This is a genomic window from Streptomyces sp. NBC_00078 (assembly GCF_026343335.1).
GTDB lineage: Bacteria > Actinomycetota > Actinomycetes > Streptomycetales > Streptomycetaceae > Streptomyces.
Map to the genome: position 1 here is coordinate 2,693,078 of NZ_JAPELX010000001.1, position 19,273 is coordinate 2,712,350.

The following is a 19,273-nucleotide window of genomic DNA, read 5'->3' on the forward strand; positions in this document are numbered from 1 at the left end:
CACGCAATTCGGCTTGCCCTACCTATTGCCTCTTGTAGAACCCGTTACTACCTTCACGGCAAACCTGAAGAACTGACGAGTCGTCAGAACTCAAGCCGGAGTCGCCCATGCCCTGTCCCGCTCTTCCCGACGGGTTCGACTTCACCGACCCGGACCTGCTGCACCACCGTGTGCCCCTGCCGGAGTTCGCCGAGCTGCGCCGGGCCGAACCGGTGCGCTGGATCCCGCAGTCGGCCAACCTCGCCGGCTTCCAGGACGAGGGTTACTGGGCGGTCACCCGGCACGCCGACGTCAAGTACGTCTCGACACATCCGGAGCTGTACTCCTCGTACCTCAACACGGCGATCATCCGCTTCAACGAGCACATCGAGCGCGACGCCATCGACGCCCAGCGGCTGATCCTGCTGAACATGGACCCGCCGGAGCACACCCGGGTCCGCCAGATCGTGCAGCGCGTGTTCACTCCGCGCGCCATACGGGCGCTGGAGGAACGGCTGCGCGACCGCGCCCATGCCATCGCGCGGGAGGCCGGTGCGCGCCCCGGCCCCTTCGACTTCGTCACCGAGGTCGCCTGCGAACTGCCTTTGCAGGCCATCGCCGAGCTGATCGGCATCCCGCAGGACGACCGGGCCAAGATCTTCGACTGGTCCAACAAGATGATCTCGTACGACGATCCGGAGTACGCGATCACCGAGGAGGTCGGCGCCGAGTCGGCGACCGAACTCATCACCTACGCCATGAACATGGCCGCGGACCGGAAGCAGTGCCCCGCGAAGGACATCGTCACCACGCTGGTGGCGGCCGAGGACGAAGGCAACCTCAACTCCGACGAGTTCGGGTTCTTCGTGCTGATGCTGGCCGTGGCGGGCAACGAGACCACCCGCAACGCCATCACCCACGGCATGCACGCCTTCCTCACCCACCCCGAGCAGTGGGAGCTGTACAAGAGGGAGCGTCCGCAGACGGCGGCCGAGGAGATCGTGCGCTGGGCCACCCCGGTCAACTCCTTCCAGCGCACGGCCACTCAGGACACCGAACTGGGCGGGAAGCTGATCAGGAAGGGCGACCGGGTCGGCATCTTCTACGCCTCCGCCAACCACGACCCCGAGGTCTTCACGGACCCGGACACCTTCGACATCACCCGCGACCCCAACCCGCACCTCGGCTTCGGCGGCGGAGGCCCGCACTACTGCCTCGGCAAGTCCCTGGCCGTCCTGGAGATCGACCTCATCTTCAACGCGATCGCCGACGCCCTGCCGAACCTCACCCTGACCGGCGACCCGAGTCGCCTGCGCTCCGCGTGGATCAACGGCGTGAAGCACCTCCGGGTCGAGGTGGCCTGACACGCTCGGGCCGGCGGCATCCCGGCGCCGCCGGCCCGTCCCACGGAACGTCGAGGGAGGCAGGAACATCCCCCTACGCGCCGTTCCTGCCTCCCCCGAGGGCCGAGGCGCTCAGCTCGACCGGCGCCGGCACGGAGCACGCGGCGCGGACCTGTTCGTGGAGACCGGCTGTACCGGTCGGGTCGTCGGACACGTTTCGATGCTCGTGCCGGTGCGGGGCCGGGCGCATCGAGAGGAATGCCCATTCGGCGGCCGGGACACATGGGTGGTTCTACGCAGGTGTGTCTCGCTGCACGAGTCCGTGCTGGAAGGCGTAGGCGGCCGCGGCGGTGCGCGAGGTGACGTCGAGCTTGCCGAAGATGTTGCTGACGTGCCGGGCGACGGTCTTCTCGCTGAGGACCAGCTCGGTGGCGATGGTGTGGTTGGTGTGGCCGCGGGCGATGAGCCGTACGACTTCGAGTTCGCGGGGTGAGAGCGTCGGGTGCCGGTACTCCGCACCCACGGTCAGACGCTCGACCCTTCCGATGTCCGGGACGGCGCCGAGCCGCTCGAAGACCTGCCGCGCCGCGTCCAGCTCCCAGCCGGCCGAGTCCTCGTCGCCGAGCGCCCGGCAGGCCAGCCCGATCGCCACCCCGACACGCGCGGCCTCGTACGGCACGTCCAGCTCGCGCCAGATCCGCCCGGCCTCCCGGAGCGGGGGCAGGGCCTGGCCCGCCGCGCCCTCGGCCAGCAGCACCGCTCCCTGGGCATGCCCGGCCATGGCCCGCAGGGCGGCTGCACGGTGGACGGCGGCGATGTCCTCCAGCTCATCGGCGGCCCGGGCTGCCTCGATCGCGCCCGCCTCACCCTCCGCGAGCAGGATCTCCACCGCGGCGGGCAGCAGACGCGCCCTGCGCATCGGCTCGGTCGTCTCGGCCAGCGCCCGGCGGATCGCCGCCGTCGCCGCCTCGGCACGGCCGCGGGTCAGCCACAGGAGGGCGAGGCCGGGCTGGGCGTCCCAGCCGTGGTGGAGGGTGTCCCGGTAGGCTTGCTCCGCCTCGGTGAAGTCGCCGCGCAGGCGGTGCAGTTCGGCCAGTTGGTAGAAGGCACCGCCGGCGACCTGTCCGCCGTAGCCCGCGGTGAGCTGGGTGCAGGCCAGACGGGCCTCGCGGACGGCGTCCGGCCAGGCGCCGCCGAGCTGGAGCAGCACGACGCGGTGCACGCGGCACAGGCCGCGGTAGGCGCCGGTGAAGTCGGGCTGGGCCGCGCACCACTCGGCCAGGGCTTCGCTCCACTCCTGGGCGCGGCGCAGTTCCTGGAGGTCCTGGCAGGTGCCGATGACGACGCAGTAGATCATTCCGGTGCAGCGGGCGGTGGGCCCGCCGCCGGCGACGGCGACCATCGCCTCGTCCAGCTCGGCGAGCCCGGCCGCCACCTGCCCGTTGCTGACCAGGGCGAGGCCCAGCGTCATCGCCGTACCGGCCGCGAGGTCGGCGTCCGCGCGGGGTGCGACGACCTCGCTCAGCCGGCGGGCGGTGTCGAGCATCTGTTCCGGCTCGCCCGCCCGGAAGTGCAGCTCGGCCTCCAGCATGAGCAGGTAGGCGCACTCCGGGCAGCCGGGATCGGTGGCCGCCAGTCGTCGTGCGCGGGCCAGCCAGGCGCCCGACCGCGCGAACTCGCCGCCCCACGCCAACGCCTTGCACAGCCAGTACGCACACCGCAGCGCCGCCCCCACGGCCCCGGCCTCGGCATACGCGGTGTAGGCCCGCCGCAGCAGCCCCACGGCATCGTCACACCGCCCCAGCATGTCGGCGGCCTCGGCGAACAACTCGACGTCGGGGGTGTCGAGGGGGCGCTCCGCATCGGCCCGGGCGAGTACGTCGTACGCATCGGTCCAGGCCTGGGCCCGTACCGCATCCCGCCCCCGCCAGACATCCGCGTCCCAGTCCATGGCGCCTCCGCACAACATTTCACCGCGGACGGGGCGGCACTGTCATCCGCTGGGCAGGCCCGCCCGGCAGGCGCCTGGGGACGCGGGCGCCTCAGCCCACCGCCCGTTCCTTCTCTCCCACCGGTTCCTGGCTGGTCGCCGCCGCCATGGCCAGTTTCGCTCGTGGGCCCTGCAGGAGGTACGTGAGTCCGAAGCCGGCGCCGACGACGAGCGCGCCGCCCGCCGCGTCCAGGACCCAGTGGTTGCCCGTCGCGACGATCGCCGAGACCGTGAAGAGCGGGTGGAGCAGACCGAGTGCCTTCATCCACCACTTGGGGGCGATGACCGCGATGACGACCCCGCACCACAGCGACCAGCCGAAGTGCAGGGAGGGCATCGCCGCGTACTGGTTGGTCAGTGCCGTCAGGGTGCCGTAGTCCGGCTTGGAGAAGTCCTGGACGCCGTGGACGGTGTCGATGACGCCGAGGCCGGGCAGGAGGCGGGGCGGCGCCAGGGGGTAGAGCCAGAAGCCGACCAGGGCGAGGAGCGTGGCGAAGCCCAGCGCGGCGCGGGCCCAGCGGTAGTCGACCGGGCGGCGCCAGTAGAGGACGGCGAGGACCGTCAGCGGGACCACGAAGTGGAACGACTCGTAGTAGAAGTCGAAGAAGTCGCGCAGCCAGCCGACCTTGACCACCGCGTGGTTGACCCAGTGCTCGACGTCGATGTGCAGCCACCGCTCCAGATCCAGGATCTGGTGACCGTGGTGCTCGGCGGTCGCCCGGCCCTCCGAGTTGCTGCCGCCGGTCGCCGCCAGCCGCACCTTCTGGTAGGCGGCGTACGTGACGCGGATGAGGAGGAGCTCCAGGAGGAGGTTCGGGCGGGTCAGGACCCGGCGCAGGAACGGCAGTAGGGGGACGTGCTTGAGGCGTGCCGGGACCGCGGGCGCGTACTCGGTCGGGATCGGCGACCGGTAGTACTCCGACGTGCGGGACAGGAACGGGATCACGGTCGCGGCGAGGAGGGCCGCGAGGAGGACGACGTTGTCACGCAGGGCGTACATCTGCGACATGTTCGGCAGCATCATCCTGGCCGGCAGCGTCATCACGAGCACGACGGCGACCGGCCACACGTACCGGTCGGAGGCCCGCCTGCCGACCCGCCCTACGACCGCGAGCAGCACCCACAGCAGCTGGTGCTGCCAGGTCGTCGGGGACACCGCGATCGCCGCGCAGCCGGTGATCGCCACCGCGAGCAGCAGCTGGCCGTCACGCGCGTAACGCACCGCGCGCCGCACACCGAGCACCGCGACCGCCGTGCCCAGCGTGAAGAAGAGGACGATCTCCAGCGGGCCCTCAAGGCCGAGCCGGAGCAGCGCGCCGTGCAGGGACTGGTTGGCGAGGTCGTCGGCCTTGCCGCCGAGACCGGTGCCCGCCATGTGGTGCACCCAGTAGGTGTACGAGTCGTGCGGCATCGCGGCCCACGCGAGCGCGGTGCACGCGACGAACGTGATCCCGGTGGACAGGGCGGCCCTGCGGCGGTCCGTGAACCACAGCAGCGGCGCGAAGAGCAGCACGGTCGGCTGGAGCGCCGCGGCCAGACCGATCAGTACGCCGCAGGCACGCTCCCCGCGTACCGCGAAGCAGCCGACCAGCACCAGCAGGACCGGGATGATGCTCGTCTGCCCGAGCCACAGGGCGTTGCGCACCGGCAGCGACAGCATCAGCAGGCTGACCGCGACCGGCGCGGCGAGCAGCGAGGTCCTTCTGCTCACCGGCTGCGGCAGTGCACGGGCCACGACCAGGCCGAGCGCGACGACCAACAGCAGCGTGCCGAAGGTCCAGCCCCAGCCGAGGGCCTGCTCGGCGGCCCTGGTGAGCGGCTTGAGGACGAGACCGCCGAACGGTGTGCCGGTGAACTGCGTCGAGTCGTAGAGCGAACCCTTCACATGCAGGACGCCGTTCGGGCCGACCCAGGTCTCCAGATCGGTCAGCCGCTCACCCCTCGGCGTACTGAGGACGACGGCCACCTGTCGTACGGCGAGGACCGCCGCGACCAGCCACAGCCCCAGGCGCGCCACACGCAGGCGTCCCCCGACCGCTCCGACGGCCATCGCCCCGAAGGCCTTCGCCGGTCGCCCGCTGTGCTCCACGTTCGCCACGCCCCGTCGGCCTCCCGCCCCGTCGTCCGGATGCGCACCCCATGGTTCGCACCGCCCCCGGAGAGAGACGCCGGCTACCCCTGCTTCACCTGACGTCCGTTCCCCTTTTGTCTGGATGACGATAGTGCGCCGGGGGTCCGGTTGCCTCCGCGGGGCGCGAGATGGATCACAACGGAAGCCGGCGAGAACCGTTTTCGAGCGGGCATAAGAGCCTGTACACGCGGTGTTCACATGCACTGCGCAACGACTTGAGTGCGATCCGTGAGGGCGACACGTGCCCTTATGGTCGCTTTTCGGCCCACCGTCACCGCCGCCGCGGGCCGCGTCCCTGTCCCCGTCGAAAGGTAGGCGAGCGAAGTCTTGGCGTCCGCCACATTCACCGCTCCCCCCGTACGCGCCGGCACCTCCACCTCCGCCCGGCCGGTCACCACCACCGACCCCGCTCTCGTCCGCCGCGCCGTGAAGGCCGCCGCGCTGGGCAACGCGATGGAGTGGTTCGACTTCGGTGTCTACAGCTACATCGCGGTGACGCTGGGCAAGGTCTTCTTCCCGTCCGGCAACCCCACCGCCCAGCTCCTGTCGACGTTCGGCGCCTTCGCCGCGGCCTTCCTTGTCCGCCCCGTCGGCGGCATGGTCTTCGGCCCGCTCGGCGACCGGATCGGCCGCCAGAAGGTCCTCGCGGTGACGATGATCATGATGGCGGCGGGCACCTTCGCGATCGGCCTGATCCCGTCGTACGCCACGATCGGCGTCGGCGCCCCGCTGCTGCTGCTCCTGGCGCGTCTCGTCCAGGGGTTCTCGACCGGCGGTGAGTACGCCGGCGCCTCGACCTTCATCGCCGAGTACGCGCCGGACAAGCGGCGCGGCTTCCTGGGCAGCTGGCTGGAGTTCGGCACGCTGGCCGGCTACGTCGGCGGCGCGGGCCTGGTCACCCTGATGACCGCGCTGCTGTCCGCCGACGACCTGCTGTCCTGGGGCTGGCGCATCCCGTTCATGATCGCGGGTCCGATGGGCATCATCGGCCTGTATCTGCGGATGCGGCTGGAGGAGACCCCGGCCTTCGCGGCGGAGGTCGAGAAGGCGGAGGCCGGCCGCCCGAAGGCCCCGCTGCGCGAGATGATCACCGGCCAGTGGCGCGCGCTGCTGCTGTGCATGGGCCTGGTCCTGGTCTTCAACGTCACCGACTACATGCTGCTGTCGTACATGCCGAGCTACCTGACCGGTGAGCTCAAGTACGACGAGACGCACGGTCTGCTCGTGGTGCTCGGCGTGATGGTGCTGATGATGGTCGTCCAGCCCTTCGCGGGCGCCCTGACCGACCGAATCGGCCGCCGCCCGGTGATCGCGGCGGGCTGCGCGGGCTTCCTGTTCCTCTCCGTCCCGGCGATCCTGCTGATCCGCCAGGGCAGCCTGGCGGCGGTCGCGCTGGGCATGGGGGCGCTGGGTCTGCTCCTGGTCTGCTTCACGGCCGCGATGCCCTCGGCCCTCCCGGCCCTGTTCCCGACCCGGGTCCGCTACGGCTCCCTGTCGATCGGCTTCAACGTGTCGGTGTCCCTGTTCGGCGGCACGACCCCGCTGGTGGTCACGGCCCTGATCGGCGCGACCGGCAACATGATGATGCCCGCGTACTACATGATGGCGGCGGCGGTCGTCGGCGGTGCCGCGGTGTGGTTCATGGCCGAGTCCGCGGGCAAGCCCCTGCCGGGGTCGGCGCCCGCGGTGGAGGCTCCCGCGAGGCAGAAGTAGAGACGCAGAAGTAGCAGCGTCCGAAGCCCTGCGCTCGGAACCGGCGCATACTCGAAATCGTTTACCCGACTGGCTGACGCCCTGTCGGCAGCGTTGACGAGCCCTATGAAAGGCGTAGGTGAATGAGCGAGTCGCAGCTCTGGGACGACGTGGACGACTACTTCACCACCCAGCTCTCGCCGAACGACGAAGCACTGCAGGCCGCCTTGCGCGACAGCGAGGCGGCCGAGCTGCCGTCCATCGCCGTCAGCCCACCCCAGGGCAAGTTCCTGCAGCTCCTCGCCCAGATCCAGGGCGCCCGCACCATCCTCGAGATCGGCACCCTCGGCGGCTACAGCACCATCTGGCTGGCCCGCGCTCTGCCCGAGGACGGCCGTCTGGTCTCCCTCGAATACAGCGCCAAGCACGCCGAGGTCGCCACCCGCAATATCGCGCGCGCGGAGCTGGACCGGATCGTCGAGGTCCGGGTGGGCCCGGCCCTGGAGTCGCTGCCCAAACTGGCCGACGAGAACCCGGCACCCTTCGACCTGGTCTTCATCGACGCCGACAAGGCCAACAACCCGCGCTACGTGGAGTGGGCGCTCAGGCTCACAAGCGCGGGCAGCCTGATCGTCGTGGACAACGTCGTACGAGCAGGCCGGGTCGCCGATGCGGACAGCACGTCGCCCGACGTGCTGGGCAGCCGCGCCGCCGTCGAACTGATCGCCTCGCACCCGAGGTTGAGCGGCACGGCGATCCAGACGGTGGGCAGCAAGGGCCACGACGGCTTCGCACTCGCGCGCGTGCTGGCGTAGCCCCTGCCCACCGAGAACCCGTGTTCTGAGCGGAACCCGGGTTCCGCTCAGAACACGGGCTCCGCTCAGAACTCGTGGTAGAAGCCGACGTTGACGCTGCGCGGGGCGGTGCGGTCCAGGACGACGATCTCGCCGTTGCCGCCCCTCGGCAGCGGCACGGTCCCGCCGTAGACGAGCGGCTGCGCGTACTCGCCGACGATCAGCCGGACCTCGGAGGACGGGTCCTCCTGCGAGCCGCGCAGCCAGGTGACCTGCCAGGTCCCCTCCGGGCCGCACAGGAACTCCAGGTGGACCCGGGAGATGAACAGCCAGTCGTCGGGCGTCACAAGACGGCACACGGATTTGTCACGCCCCACCCGCAGCATGGCGCCTGGCTCACTGGGTGCGTCGGCCATGAGCATGCCGGCCGTGGCCCCCTCTTCCGCCCCGGAGACGGTGGCCATGGTCAGTTCGAGCACGCGCTGCTCCTCTTGAAGTGTCCGTACACAGCGGGCGCATGATAAATCGCCCGGCGGTGCCGCGTCCGGCACACTGGACTCATGACCGAGCGAAAGCCACCGGGTGTCCCGTTCGAGTCCTGGGTCGAGAAGCAGATCCGTGACGCCGAGCGGCGCGGAGAGTTCGCCCAACTGCCGGGGGCGGGCAAGCCGTTCCCGTCCGGTTCCGACACCTCGTACGACGAACTGTGGTGGATCAAGCAGAAGATGGCGCGCGAAGGCCTCTCCGTGCTGCCGCCGACGCTCGCCCTGCGCAAGGAGGCCGAGGACGCGCTCGCGGCGGCGTACGCGGCACCCTCGGAGCGGATCGCACGGAAGATCATCACCGAGGTCAACGTCAAGATCCGCGACATGATGTTCAAGCCGCCGCCCGGCCCCCCGCTCGGTATGAAGCCGTACGACGTCGAAGAGGTCGTACGCGAGTGGCGGGGGCGCCGGACGGCGGCGGGCGGGTCGGAGTCGGCCCTGTAGGAGCCGGTCAGCCCCTCAGGAGCCGGTCGGCCAGCTCGCGGTAGTCCCGCAGCGCCAGTCGGAGCTGCTCGGTGTCGGGGTGCGTGGCCGGGGACCCCGACCGCTCGCCCTGCTCGCCGTCCTGCCAGGACATGCGCAGGGTGCGACGGCGCCGGGTCAGTGCCTCCGTGAAGCGGCCGGCGATCTCCTCGACCACGTGGTCGGCCTCCTCGACGGCGTCCCGGGGCCCGTCGACGAACCCGGAGACCGCCTGCCGGAGCCGGAGCTCCAGCTTGTCGCACTCCTCGTGCGGGAGGAGCTGGGTGGTGGGCGTGGTGGAGGTGGTGCCGGTGTGGTGGGCGGTGCCGGAGGCGCTGGGGCGGCCCTTGTCGGAGGTGCTGTGGAGGTCGGAGGCGATGCCCTCGCGGTCCGTCTCCTGTCCCGTGGCCCGTCCCGTCGCCCGGTCGTCGCGCAGTCCGGCCGCTCCGCCGCCCGCGATGTCGCCGGCGCCCCGAGCGGGCTCCCGCTCGGCCGCATCAGTCGTCCCGATCGTCCCGGTCGTCCCGGTCGTCCCGGTCGTCCCGGTCGTCCCCGGCGTCTCCGTCGTCCCCGGCGTCTCCGGCGTCTCCGGCGGGATCGGTGTGACCGTGCGCCGCTTCGTCCTGTCCTCGCCCTCGGGCCCGGTACGGGCGGCCCCGGCCCCAATACGTTCGGCACCGGCACCGGCACCGGCACCGGCGCCGGCGCCGGTCGTCGCGTCCGTCATATCGCTCAACTCCCCTTTGCGTGGTGCCGGTTGAAGGCCCACGGCAGATGGCTGCCGCTGCCGTCGTTGCGTGCGGTCTCCTCGCGCATGGCGGGCTTCTCGGAGACCTTGTCCTCGCGGGTCGGCTTCATGAGGTCGTCGAAGAGGGCCCGCGCCTCGACCAGCGACTCCCGCATCTCCTCGGTGTCGGCGCGGTCGCCGTCCTGCCCGCCCGCACCCACGCTTGCGACGCGGTGGACGCGCCGGTAGCCGTGGACGTGGTGGGCGTGGTGGACGGAGAGGGCGGCGAGCTGTTCGTCGTAGCGGTCGGCGTCGGGGAAGCCCCGGACGGCGGCGAGCTCCGCGAGGAGCCGGTCCGCCTCGCCGACGGACTCACGCGGCGCGTCGACGAAGCGCTCCTGTACGGCCGCCCAGCGAGCCACGAACTGCTCGCGCCGGCCGGGCTCCAACGGCTGCTCGCGCAGCGACCCGTGCCGCTCCACGCGCTCCGTGAGCTCGCGCTCGGTGGCCTTCGCGTCCCCGTCGTGCCGGGCCAGGGTCCGGTCGTACTCGGGTCCGAAGCGCCGCTTCAGGTCCCGGCCGCCGCGCGGGCCCCGGGAACGCATGGTGAGGACGGCCGCGACAACGACCACGGCCGCCACGATCACGATCAGAGCAATGATCATGCCTGTGGACATGGGTGCCTTCCGTTGTGTCGGCCCCGTCGGGCCGGTTCCCCGGCCGGGTTGCCCGGAAGGCACCCCTCAAACGGCGTCGGCAGGTGCTCAGCGCGCGAAGCGGCGCAGGCCGGTCACCGACCACACCGACCGGTCTCCGGAATTCGTTCGGGTGGCGTGTCGATTCGGCGGCGGCCCGATCGACGCAGGAGCGAAGGCATGAGGAACAGGCACCGCGAGGTGCCGCATCTGAGGAGGTTGTCATGAGTGAGGTCATCGCACGGCTGGCCATGTCGCTCGACGGGTACATCGCGGGCCCCGAGTCGGGCCCCGAGCATCCGCTCGGCATCGGCGGGGAGCGGCTGCACACGTGGGTGTACGGGCTGCGGACGTTCCGCGAGATGCAGGGGATGAAGGGCGGGACGACGGGTCCGGACGACGACTTGATCGCCGCGCACGTCGCGCGGCCCGGCGCGGTCGTGATGGGCCACGGCATGTTCGTCACCGGGGAGATCCCGTGGGGCGACGAGCCGCCCTTCCACGCGCCGGTGTACGTCGTCACCCACCACGCCCGCGAGTCCGTCGTGAAGAAGGGCGGCACCACCTACCACTTCGTCACCGAGGGTCCGGAGCGCGCACTGGAGCTGGCGCGGGCGGCGGCCGACGGGAAGGACGTGTCGCTGGCGGGCGGGGCGGACCTCGTGCAGCAGTTCATCCGCAACGGCCGGCTGGACGAACTGCTGCTGCACGTGGTGCCGGTACTCGCGTGCGGTGGGCGGCGGTTGTTCGACAACCTCGGCGACCAGCACATCGAGTGGGAGAAGACGCACGTGCTGGACTCCGCGGGGGTCACGCACATCCGGCTGCGCTCCCCGCACACCGTGCCCGCGGAATGAGCCTGATGCCCCGGACGATCACCGCGGAGCCCTACGACCCCCCGTCGCCGCCGCCCTCTCGCGGGCGTACCGCACCGAGGTCGGCGACCGCTGGTACCTCCTGCACGAGGACCGTCAACTGTGTCGACGCACCGGCCGGGAGGGAGCCCCGACCGGCTAAGGCGCCCCCGTGGGCGAACGACCCGACGGAGTAGTCCCGTAGTGCGGCTGTTCCTGGTCCGAGCCGCAGAGTTCGTCGTTGAGTTGGCCGACCAGCTGGGCGAGGTCCGTCGGCCGGTCGGGGCCCCACCAGTCGCCCAGCAGTTCCGCCAGGGACTGCTCGCGGGCCTGCGCGAGCCGTTCGGCGACCTCGCGGCCCTCGTCGGTGAGGACGAGGTCGAGGCCCTCACGGGTGGCCAGGTGCCGTTCCTCGATCTGGCGGCCCGCGGCGATGACGGCCCGCAGCGGCACCGAGCTGCGCTCGGCGAGCACGCCCGGCTCGGCCCAGCCGTACTTCTTGATCCGCAGCAGCAGCCAGCTCGCGGCGGGCAACAGGTCGTAGCCCGCCCGTTCGGTGATCTCCACGTAGATCTCGCGCCGGCCCTCGCGGGTGCCCAGCACGGACAGCGCGCGGCACACCTCGTCGTAGGAGGACCGCTCGACCGGATTGCTGGCGAGCGTCTCGGTGACGTCGGGCGCGGTGACGGAGCCGCGCAGTTTGTCCTCCTTGAGGAACCAGGCCAGTACGAAGCCGACGAGGGCGACGGGGGCGGCGTACAGGAAGACGTCGGTGATGGACGCGGCGTACGCGTGCAGGGCGGGCGGGCGCAGGTCGGCCGGCAGGGAGCCGATGCCGCGCGGGTCGGATTCGAGGGAGTCCGCCGAGACGCCGGCCGGGAGCCGGGTGCCCTGGAAGGCGTCGGTCAGCTGGTCGCCCAGGCGGCCCGCGAAGACCGTGCCGAAGATGGCGACGCCGAAGGAGGCGCCGATCGAGCGGAAGAAGGTCGCGCCGGAGGTGGCGACGCCGAGATCCTCGTACGAGACCGCGTTCTGCACGATGAGGACCAGCACCTGCATGACCAGGCCGAGCCCGAGGCCGAAGACGAAGAAGTCCACGCTCATCGAGGCCGTGGAGCTGTACTCGTCGAGCCGGTGCAGCAGGAGCAGACCGAGGGCGGTGACTCCGGTGCCCGCGATGGGGAACACCTTCCAGCGGCCGGTACGGCTGACGATCTGCCCGGAGGTGGTGGACGACAGCAGCATGCCGAACACCATCGGCAGCATGTGCACCCCGGACATGGTCGGCGTCACGCCCTGGACGACCTGGAGGAAGGTCGGCAGATAGGTCATCGCGCCGAACATGGCGAAGCCGACGATGAAGCTGATGATCGCGGAGAGGGTGAAGGTGCGGATGCGGAACAGTTTGAGGGGGAGAACGGGCTCGGCCGCCCTCCGCTCCACGGCCACGAACGCCACGGCCAGTACGACGCCCAGGACGATCAGCCCGATGATCTGCGCCGAACCCCAGCCCCAGGTCGTGCCGCCGAGGGAGGCGACCAGGATCAGGCAGGTGGCGACCGAGGCGATGAGGAACGTGCCGAGGTAGTCGATGACGTGTGGTGTGGCCCTGCGGGGGATGTGCAGGGCGGCCGCGATCACGGCGAGGGCGACGACGCCGACGGGCAGGTTGATGTAGAAGACCCAGCGCCAGCTGAGGTGTTGGGTGAACACTCCGCCGAGCAGCGGGCCGAGCACACTCGTCGCGCCGAAGACCGCTCCGAACAGCCCCTGGTACCGGCCGCGTTCCCGGGGCGAGACGACATCCCCGACGATCGCCATCGACAGCACGATCAGACCGCCGCCGCCCAGGCCCTGAACTGCCCGGAAGGCGATGAGCTGGGGCATGTTCTGCGCCGTTCCGCAGAGCGCCGAGCCGATGAGAAAGATCACGATCGCGATCTGGAACAGTCGCTTCCGCCCGTACTGGTCGCCGAGCTTGCCCCACAGCGGAGTCGCCGCGGTCGAGGCCAGCAGATAGGCGGTGACCACCCAGGACAGGTGCTCCAGGCCGCCCAGGTCGCTGACGATGGTGGGCAGCGCGGTCGACACGATGGTCTGGTCGAGGGCGGCGAGCAGCAGTCCGAGGAGCAGCGCGCCGATCGAGACGAGGACGTTGCCTGACACGTGTTCCTGGGCGGCGCTGCCCCGCTTCGGGGGCTTCGCGGGTGGCTGTGCGTCTCGCACATTCCCCGTCATACCGTGCGCATCCCCGGCCATGAAGACCTCCCGAGGCTCTCGTTACAGGTCCATGGTGATCGCTGTGACCGGTTATGGCCTGTTGAGTCCTGTTGGAAGCCGATATTCCGGAGGCTGGGGCAGCGGCCCGAAGACGATCTGGATAACCTCTGGAGTTCGCGAGGGGAGCGTGAAGAGAGGGAAGAACGCGTGAGAGACCCGAAAGGTCAGCAGTGCCCGGAGTGCGGTGCGCCCAGAGGGGCGGACAACACCCCGTCCTGCGGCTGCACTCGACGGGCGTCCGACGCCCTGCGCGATGCCCGTACGGCCGAACAGGCGGCGGCGGAGGACTTCGATCCGCTGCGCATCCGGCCGTACGTCGAACTGGAGGGCGATAACGGGACGGCCGAGCACCCGGCGGCCTCGCCCGCACCGGCCCCGCCCGCACTGGCCCCGCCCGCCCCGGCTCCGGTGCCGGCGGCCGAGGCGACGATGCCGTTGCGCACCGTGAGCCCCGAGGCGCCGAGCGCCGACGATCTGCGCCTGTTCGAGCAGGCGCCCGCGGGCGGCCGGTACGACGAAGCGGTGAGACCGCGCGGCAGAGGCCGTACGGTGCTGCTCGGCGTGGGCGGGGCCGTGGTCGCCGTCGTGGCGGCGGCGGGGCTGGCGAGCGGGATGTTCTCGTACGAGAAGCCGTCGCGGGAGAGCGCACTGCCCGACGACATACGGGCGAGCGTGCCGGACGCGTCGACGGGACCCGCGTCCGCGCCTCCGTCCCGGACCGGGGCCGCGCCGTCGCTACGGCCGCCCGCGCCGCCGGTGCCGCCCGTCAGCGCGAGCCCGTCACCCTCGGCGTCCCCGTCGGCGACGAGCGCCTCCCCGAGCCCGTCCCGCTCGGCCGAGCCGACACGGAGCGCACCGTCGGCCGGCGCCACCAGCAGCACGGGCGCGTCCGACAACAGCCGCAAGGCCCCGCCCCCCGTCCTGCGCCGCGGCTCCGAGGGCGCCGAGGTCACCGAACTCGAACTACGGCTGACCCAGCTCGGCCTCTACCCGAGTAAGGCGAGCGGCCACTACAACGAGGGCGTCGAGGACGCGGTCAGCAGATACCAGCTGGCGCGGGGACTCCAACAGGACGGACTGGGGGTGTACGGGGCGGAGACACGGTCACGACTGGAGTCCGAGACGACCGACCCCTGAAACGCCGGTCGGCCCATCTCGCGGACAGCCGCCCAAATCAGCCCGTCCGGCGTTTGAGGACGAGGCTGTTCAGGCCGACAGCGGGGGTCTGGGGGCGGCAGCCCCCAGCGCTACGGCACGTACAGGCCCTACCGCACGTACAACCGAACAGCCCCGTCCACCGCGGCAGCGACCCGTACCCGAGTCAGATCCCGCACCACCACATCCGGCTCGTGCAGATCGGCCCGCGCCCCGACGCCCACGACCCGCATCCCCGCGGAGCGCCCCGCCTGGATCCCGGCCGCCGAGTCCTCGAAGACGATGCAGTCGGCCGGGTCGACACCCAGTTCGGCGGCGCCCTTGAGGAACCCCTCGGGGTCCGGCTTGCTGGCACCGACCGATTCGGCGGTCACGCGCACGTCGGGAAGCTCCAGACCGGCGGCGGCCATACGGGCCGTGGAGAGCGGCACGTCGGCCGAGGTCACCAGGGCGTGCGGGACGCCGCGCAGGGAGGCGAGGAACTCGGGTGCGCCGGGGATCGCGACGACACCGTCCATGTCGGCCGTCTCCTCGGCGAGCATGCGGGCGTTGTCGGCGAGGTTGTGCTCCATGGGGCGGTCGGGCAGCAGCAGCGCCATGGAGGCGTGGCCCTGGCGCCCGTGCACCACCTTCATGACCTCGGCCGCGTCCAGCCCGTGCCGCTCGGACCAGCGCCGCCAGCAGCGCTCGACGACGGCGTCGGAGTTCACGAGGGTGCCGTCCATGTCCAGCAGGAGGGCGCGGGCGGTGAGGACGGTGGGCACGGTGGTGACCGTCATCGGCAGCTCCAAGGCGCGGAGGAACGAGCGGGGCGCAGGGTAGGGCCCCGCAGGGACAAGGCGGCCCCGCCTGCCGGTCAGGGAAAACAGGCGGGAACCACTTTGTTCCTCCACGGTACAAAATCGCCGGAGTATCCGCCACCGCTTTCGGCAACAGTTCACCGGACGTTCAGGCACGAGCGGCCCAAGGGGGCACCCCAACCGAACAGCCGGCGCCCGCCCAGCCCGGGTGTCACGCGCACCCAGCCCGGACACCTGCCCTCAGTCCGGCCACCGGCCCTCAGCCGGCCACCGCCTCCCAGAGGCTCCACACGCCGAGCGCCACCATCAGGAGGGCCGCGATCCTGGTGATGAGGGACAGCGGGACGCGCTTCATCAGGGCCTTTCCGCCGACGATGCCGAGTCCGGCCACCGCCCAAAGCGCCAGCACCGCGCCGAGGCCGACGGAGAGCGGGTCGTCGTAGCGGGCCGCGAGGTTGGCCGTCATGATCTGCGTCAGGTCTCCGAACTCGGCGACCAGGATGAGCATGAACCCGGCGCCGGCGACCTTCCAGAAGGACTGGTTCTCCGGCTTGCGGATCTCCTCGTCACCCTCGTCCGTCTTCATCAGCAGCACCGCGGCACCGCCCAGGAAGAGGACGCCGGTCACCACGTGCACGATCTGCTGCGGCAGCAGCGTCAGCACGCTGCCCGCCGCGACGGCCAGAGCGACATGGAGCGCGAAGGCCGCGGCGACGCCCGCGAAGACGTACGAGGCGCGGTAGCGGGTGCCGAGGACGAGCCCGGCGAGCGCGGTCTTGTCCGGCAGTTCGGCCAGGAAGACGACGCCGAAGACAAGCGCCGTGACGGTGATGCTGATCAAGGTTCCTCAATCGGTCGGGGCTGCCCCACCGAGAGTGCCGTGACTGCGATACGAGACACCTCGGTACGGCAGCACACACATGTGCACTGCTTACCGAAGGTCTCGCTGGCCGACCCCGTGACCGAGGTCTGCCTCCGGGCGCCGGCTCAGACGAGCTGAGCAGTATGTCGACGGTCCGGCGAAGAGCTACTCCCCTTCTGCGTCGTCCATGGTACGCGACCGGCCCGCGACCGAAAGTCCGGCTGTAAACCTTGTGGCGTCATGTACACGTCACTAGCTTCTAACCGTACGCACACCCTCCCGCAACACGGCGCCGCGAGTATTCCCTCGCTCGCACTCCAACGCCCCCAGCCCCCAAGGGAGTTCGCATGCAGAAGTTCTACGCGCGTCGACGACTGAGCATACTCGCAGCCCTCACCGGACTCATAGCGTCGGTCGGGCTCTTCAACGGTCCGACCGCCTCCGCCGCCCTCCCCACCCCGGTCAGCGCGGCCACCGCCCGCACCTACCTCGCCTCCCTCACCGTGGCGACTGAGGACCGCACCGGCTACCAGCGCTCCCTGTTCCCCACCTGGATCACCATCAGCGGCACCTGCAACACCCGTGAGTACGTCCTCAAGCGCGACGGCTCCAACGTCGTGACCAACTCCGCCTGCACCGCCACCAGCGGCAGCTGGTACTCGGTCTACGACGGCGCCACCTGGACCGCCGCCTCCGACCTGGACATCGACCACCTCGTCCCGCTCGCCGAGGCCTGGGACTCCGGGGCAAGCAAGTGGACCACCGCCCAGCGCCAGGCCTTCGCCAACGACGTGACCCGTCCGCAGCTGATCGCCGTCACCGACAACGTGAACCAGCAGAAGAGCGACCAGGACCCGGCCGAGTGGATGCCCCCGCTCAGCTCGTACGCCTGCACCTACGTCCGCGCCTGGGTCCAGGTGAAGTACTACTACGACCTCTCGGTCGACTCGGCGGAGAAGAGCAAGCTCAGCTCGGTCCTCAACGGCTGCTGAAACGGCGGATGATCCGGCGGCTCAGCGGCTGCTGATCCGGCGGATTCCGTAGCGGAACCTCCCCACCGGCCTCCGTCGTTCCGTACCGTACGGGGCGACGGAGGAGGGCGATCAGGTGTCCGGACTGCGGCTGGGGCCATTGCTGAGGTTTGCCGACGGGACGTCCGCGACCGTCTGGGTCGAGACGAGCCGCCCGTGCACCGCCGAGGTGCGCTGCGCGGACGGCGCCCGTGGTGAGTCCCGCACGTTCCAGGTGGCGGGCCATCACTATGCGCTGGTGCCGGTCACCGGGCTGACGCCTGGCACGACGACGCCGTACGAGGTGTTCCTGGACGGCGCGCGGGTGTGGCCGCTGTCCGAAGCACCCTTCTCGTCGTTCCCGCCCTCCGTCATCAGGACCTCGCCGGCGGGCGGCGAGCTGCGCGTCTCGTTCGGCTCCTGCCGCTGGGCCGCCCCGGCCGCGGACAAGCGGGACCCGGTCGGCCCCGACGCCCTGGACACCCTCGCCGCACGTATCGCGGCCGACCCGGACGGCGAACGGCCGGACGTGCTGCTGCTGTTGGGCGACCAGGTGTACGCCGACGAGACCTCCGAGGCGACCGGCCGCTGGCTGGCCGCCCGACGCGACCTGCGCGAGCCGCCGGGCAGCGAGGTCGCAGATTACGAGGAGTACACCCGCCTGTACTACGAGTCGTGGCTCGACCCGGAGGTGCGCTGGCTGCTGTCCACCGTGCCGAGCTGCATGATCTTCGACGATCACGACGTCATCGACGACTGGAACACCTCCGCCGCCTGGCTGGAGGACATGCGGGCCACCCCCTGGTGGCGCGAACGGCTGCTCAGCGGTCTGATGTCGTACTGGGTGCACCAGCACCTGGGGAACCTGTCGCCGGCGGAACTCGCCGTCGACCCCCTGTACGCGGCCGTGCGCGAGGCCCCCGACGGCACCGACGACCTGCGCGCCTTCGCCGCCAAGGCCGACGTCGCCCCGGCCGCCGTGCGCTGGAGCTATCGGCGCGACTTCGGCCGCGTACGCCTGCTGATGGTGGACTCGCGCGCGGCTCGGGTGCTCGAAGAGGACAAGCGCTCGATGCTCGACCCCGGGGAGGCCGAGTGGCTGCGCGAACAGGCCCTCCAGGAACGGGACTCGTACGACCACCTCCTCATCGGCACCTCCCTGCCCTGGCTTCTGCCGCACCTGGTGCACGACGCCGAGGCGTGGAACGCGGCCCTGTGCCGGGGAGAGCGCGGGACGCGCTGGGCGCGGTTCGGGGAGAAGCTGCGGCGCAAGGCCGACCTGGAGCACTGGGCTGCCTTCCCGGCATCCTTCGCCGCGCTGGCCGATCTGATCGCCGAGGCCGGTTCGGGACCGGAGGCACCCGCGACGATCCTGGTCCTGTCGGGAGACGTGCATCACGCGTACGTGGCCGAGCCGACGTGGGTCTCGGGCGCCGCGCCGGACGCCCGCGTCCTGCAGCTGACCTGCTCTCCCGTCCACAACTCCGTACCCGCGTACATGCGCTTCGGCTTCCGGTTCGGCTGGAGCGCGGCGGCCCGGGCCCTGGGCCGCCGCTTCCTGCGCCACGGCCGCTGCTCCCGGCCCCCGGTCGACTGGCGCAAAAAGGGCGGCCCTTGGTTCGGCAACCAGCTCATGACGCTGACGGTGCGAGGCCGCTGGGCGCGGCTGCGGCTGGAGCAGGCCCGGCCGGACGGCGTGCTGAAGACCGTGGAGGATTCCGTCCTCACTCCGCATGAGTGACTGAGCGGCCGTAGTACCCGATGTCTCGTCAAATCAAGGCACATTCAAGGCAGTTCGTGTTCGGTGTACCTCCGGAGGGCTGCACCGGCTGACGGCGGCGAGCGCTCGCCAGGGATGGATTCGGACACACTTTCGGTCGCCGAAGCGGCGGCGAGAGCCTCTCCTACGTGCGACTGCGGGCGAAACGGAACCGGGAGCGGAACCCCGCCGATG

Annotated in this window: 16 protein-coding genes; 8 read left to right on the forward strand and 8 right to left on the reverse strand. The window is 71.0% G+C overall.

Annotation, left to right across the window (positions count from 1 at the left end; all coding sequences use genetic code 11):
- Positions 1–107: 107 nt before the first annotated feature.
- A complete protein-coding gene (locus tag OOK07_RS12550; protein ID WP_266679818.1) occupies positions 108–1,343 on the forward strand; it encodes a cytochrome P450 in 1,236 nt (411 codons plus the stop codon).
- Positions 1,344–1,614: 271 nt separating this feature from the next.
- Here the strand turns inward: OOK07_RS12550 and OOK07_RS43260 are convergent, their stop codons facing one another.
- Together OOK07_RS43260 and OOK07_RS12560 are read right to left on the reverse strand one after the other, a co-directional pair.
- Complete coding sequence (locus OOK07_RS43260) at positions 1,615–3,273, reverse strand: LuxR C-terminal-related transcriptional regulator (protein ID WP_323178081.1); 1,659 nt, start codon at positions 3,271–3,273, stop codon at positions 1,615–1,617.
- Positions 3,274–3,364: 91 nt separating this feature from the next.
- Entirely contained in the window at positions 3,365–5,410 is a 2,046-nt protein-coding gene (locus OOK07_RS12560; protein ID WP_266796448.1) for a bifunctional glycosyltransferase 87/phosphatase PAP2 family protein, read from the reverse strand.
- Positions 5,411–5,770: 360 nt separating this feature from the next.
- Between OOK07_RS12560 and proP the strand changes: the two genes are divergently transcribed.
- Both proP and OOK07_RS12570 read left to right on the forward strand, forming a co-directional pair.
- A complete protein-coding gene (gene proP, locus OOK07_RS12565; RefSeq protein WP_266796449.1) occupies positions 5,771–7,156 on the forward strand; it encodes a glycine betaine/L-proline transporter ProP in 1,386 nt (461 codons plus the stop codon).
- A gap of 122 nt (positions 7,157–7,278) precedes the next feature.
- Positions 7,279–7,950: an O-methyltransferase gene (locus tag OOK07_RS12570; protein WP_266679824.1), complete on the forward strand. Its 672-nt coding sequence runs from the start codon at positions 7,279–7,281 to the stop codon at positions 7,948–7,950.
- 65 nt (positions 7,951–8,015) lie between these two features.
- On the opposite strand, the gene OOK07_RS12575 is transcribed toward OOK07_RS12570, so the two are convergent.
- Complete coding sequence (locus OOK07_RS12575; RefSeq protein WP_266679826.1) at positions 8,016–8,408, reverse strand: FHA domain-containing protein; 393 nt, start codon at positions 8,406–8,408, stop codon at positions 8,016–8,018.
- 81 nt (positions 8,409–8,489) lie between these two features.
- Between OOK07_RS12575 and OOK07_RS12580 the strand changes: the two genes are divergently transcribed.
- Positions 8,490–8,918, forward strand: a complete 429-nt coding sequence (locus tag OOK07_RS12580) for a DnaJ family domain-containing protein (protein WP_266679828.1) — start codon at positions 8,490–8,492, stop codon at positions 8,916–8,918.
- Positions 8,919–8,925: 7 nt separating this feature from the next.
- On the opposite strand, the gene OOK07_RS12585 is transcribed toward OOK07_RS12580, so the two are convergent.
- Positions 8,926–9,663 (reverse strand): hypothetical protein, encoded by a 738-nt coding sequence (locus OOK07_RS12585; RefSeq protein WP_266796451.1) that lies wholly within the window; start codon positions 9,661–9,663, stop codon positions 8,926–8,928.
- A gap of 5 nt (positions 9,664–9,668) precedes the next feature.
- Positions 9,669–10,340, reverse strand: a complete 672-nt coding sequence (locus OOK07_RS12590; protein ID WP_266796452.1) for a hypothetical protein — start codon at positions 10,338–10,340, stop codon at positions 9,669–9,671.
- Positions 10,341–10,582: 242 nt separating this feature from the next.
- Between OOK07_RS12590 and OOK07_RS12595 the strand changes: the two genes are divergently transcribed.
- Positions 10,583–11,215, forward strand: a complete 633-nt coding sequence (locus OOK07_RS12595; protein WP_266679834.1) for a dihydrofolate reductase family protein — start codon at positions 10,583–10,585, stop codon at positions 11,213–11,215.
- Between the two features lie 156 nt (positions 11,216–11,371).
- Here OOK07_RS12595 and OOK07_RS12605 read toward each other — a convergent pair whose 3' ends face one another.
- The gene (locus tag OOK07_RS12605) at positions 11,372–13,471 is read right to left on the reverse strand and encodes an MDR family MFS transporter (protein ID WP_266796454.1); all 2,100 of its coding nucleotides are present in this window, start codon (positions 13,469–13,471) and stop codon (positions 11,372–11,374) included.
- A 168-nt stretch (positions 13,472–13,639) separates the two neighbouring features.
- On the opposite strand from OOK07_RS12605, the gene OOK07_RS12610 reads away from it, so the two are divergent.
- Complete coding sequence (locus OOK07_RS12610) at positions 13,640–14,629, forward strand: peptidoglycan-binding domain-containing protein (protein WP_266796455.1); 990 nt, start codon at positions 13,640–13,642, stop codon at positions 14,627–14,629.
- A gap of 128 nt (positions 14,630–14,757) precedes the next feature.
- Here OOK07_RS12610 and OOK07_RS12615 read toward each other — a convergent pair whose 3' ends face one another.
- Positions 14,758–15,426, reverse strand: a complete 669-nt coding sequence (locus OOK07_RS12615; RefSeq protein ID WP_266679840.1) for an HAD family hydrolase — start codon at positions 15,424–15,426, stop codon at positions 14,758–14,760.
- A 280-nt stretch (positions 15,427–15,706) separates the two neighbouring features.
- Complete coding sequence (locus tag OOK07_RS12620) at positions 15,707–16,288, reverse strand: TMEM165/GDT1 family protein (RefSeq protein WP_266679842.1); 582 nt, start codon at positions 16,286–16,288, stop codon at positions 15,707–15,709.
- A 368-nt stretch (positions 16,289–16,656) separates the two neighbouring features.
- On the opposite strand from OOK07_RS12620, the gene OOK07_RS12625 reads away from it, so the two are divergent.
- A complete protein-coding gene (locus OOK07_RS12625; RefSeq protein ID WP_266796456.1) occupies positions 16,657–17,301 on the forward strand; it encodes an HNH endonuclease family protein in 645 nt (214 codons plus the stop codon).
- 115 nt (positions 17,302–17,416) lie between these two features.
- On the forward strand, positions 17,417–19,060 hold the full coding sequence (locus OOK07_RS12630; RefSeq protein WP_266796457.1) for an alkaline phosphatase D family protein: 1,644 nt from the start codon (positions 17,417–17,419) through the stop codon (positions 19,058–19,060).
- Positions 19,061–19,273 lie beyond the last annotated feature (213 nt).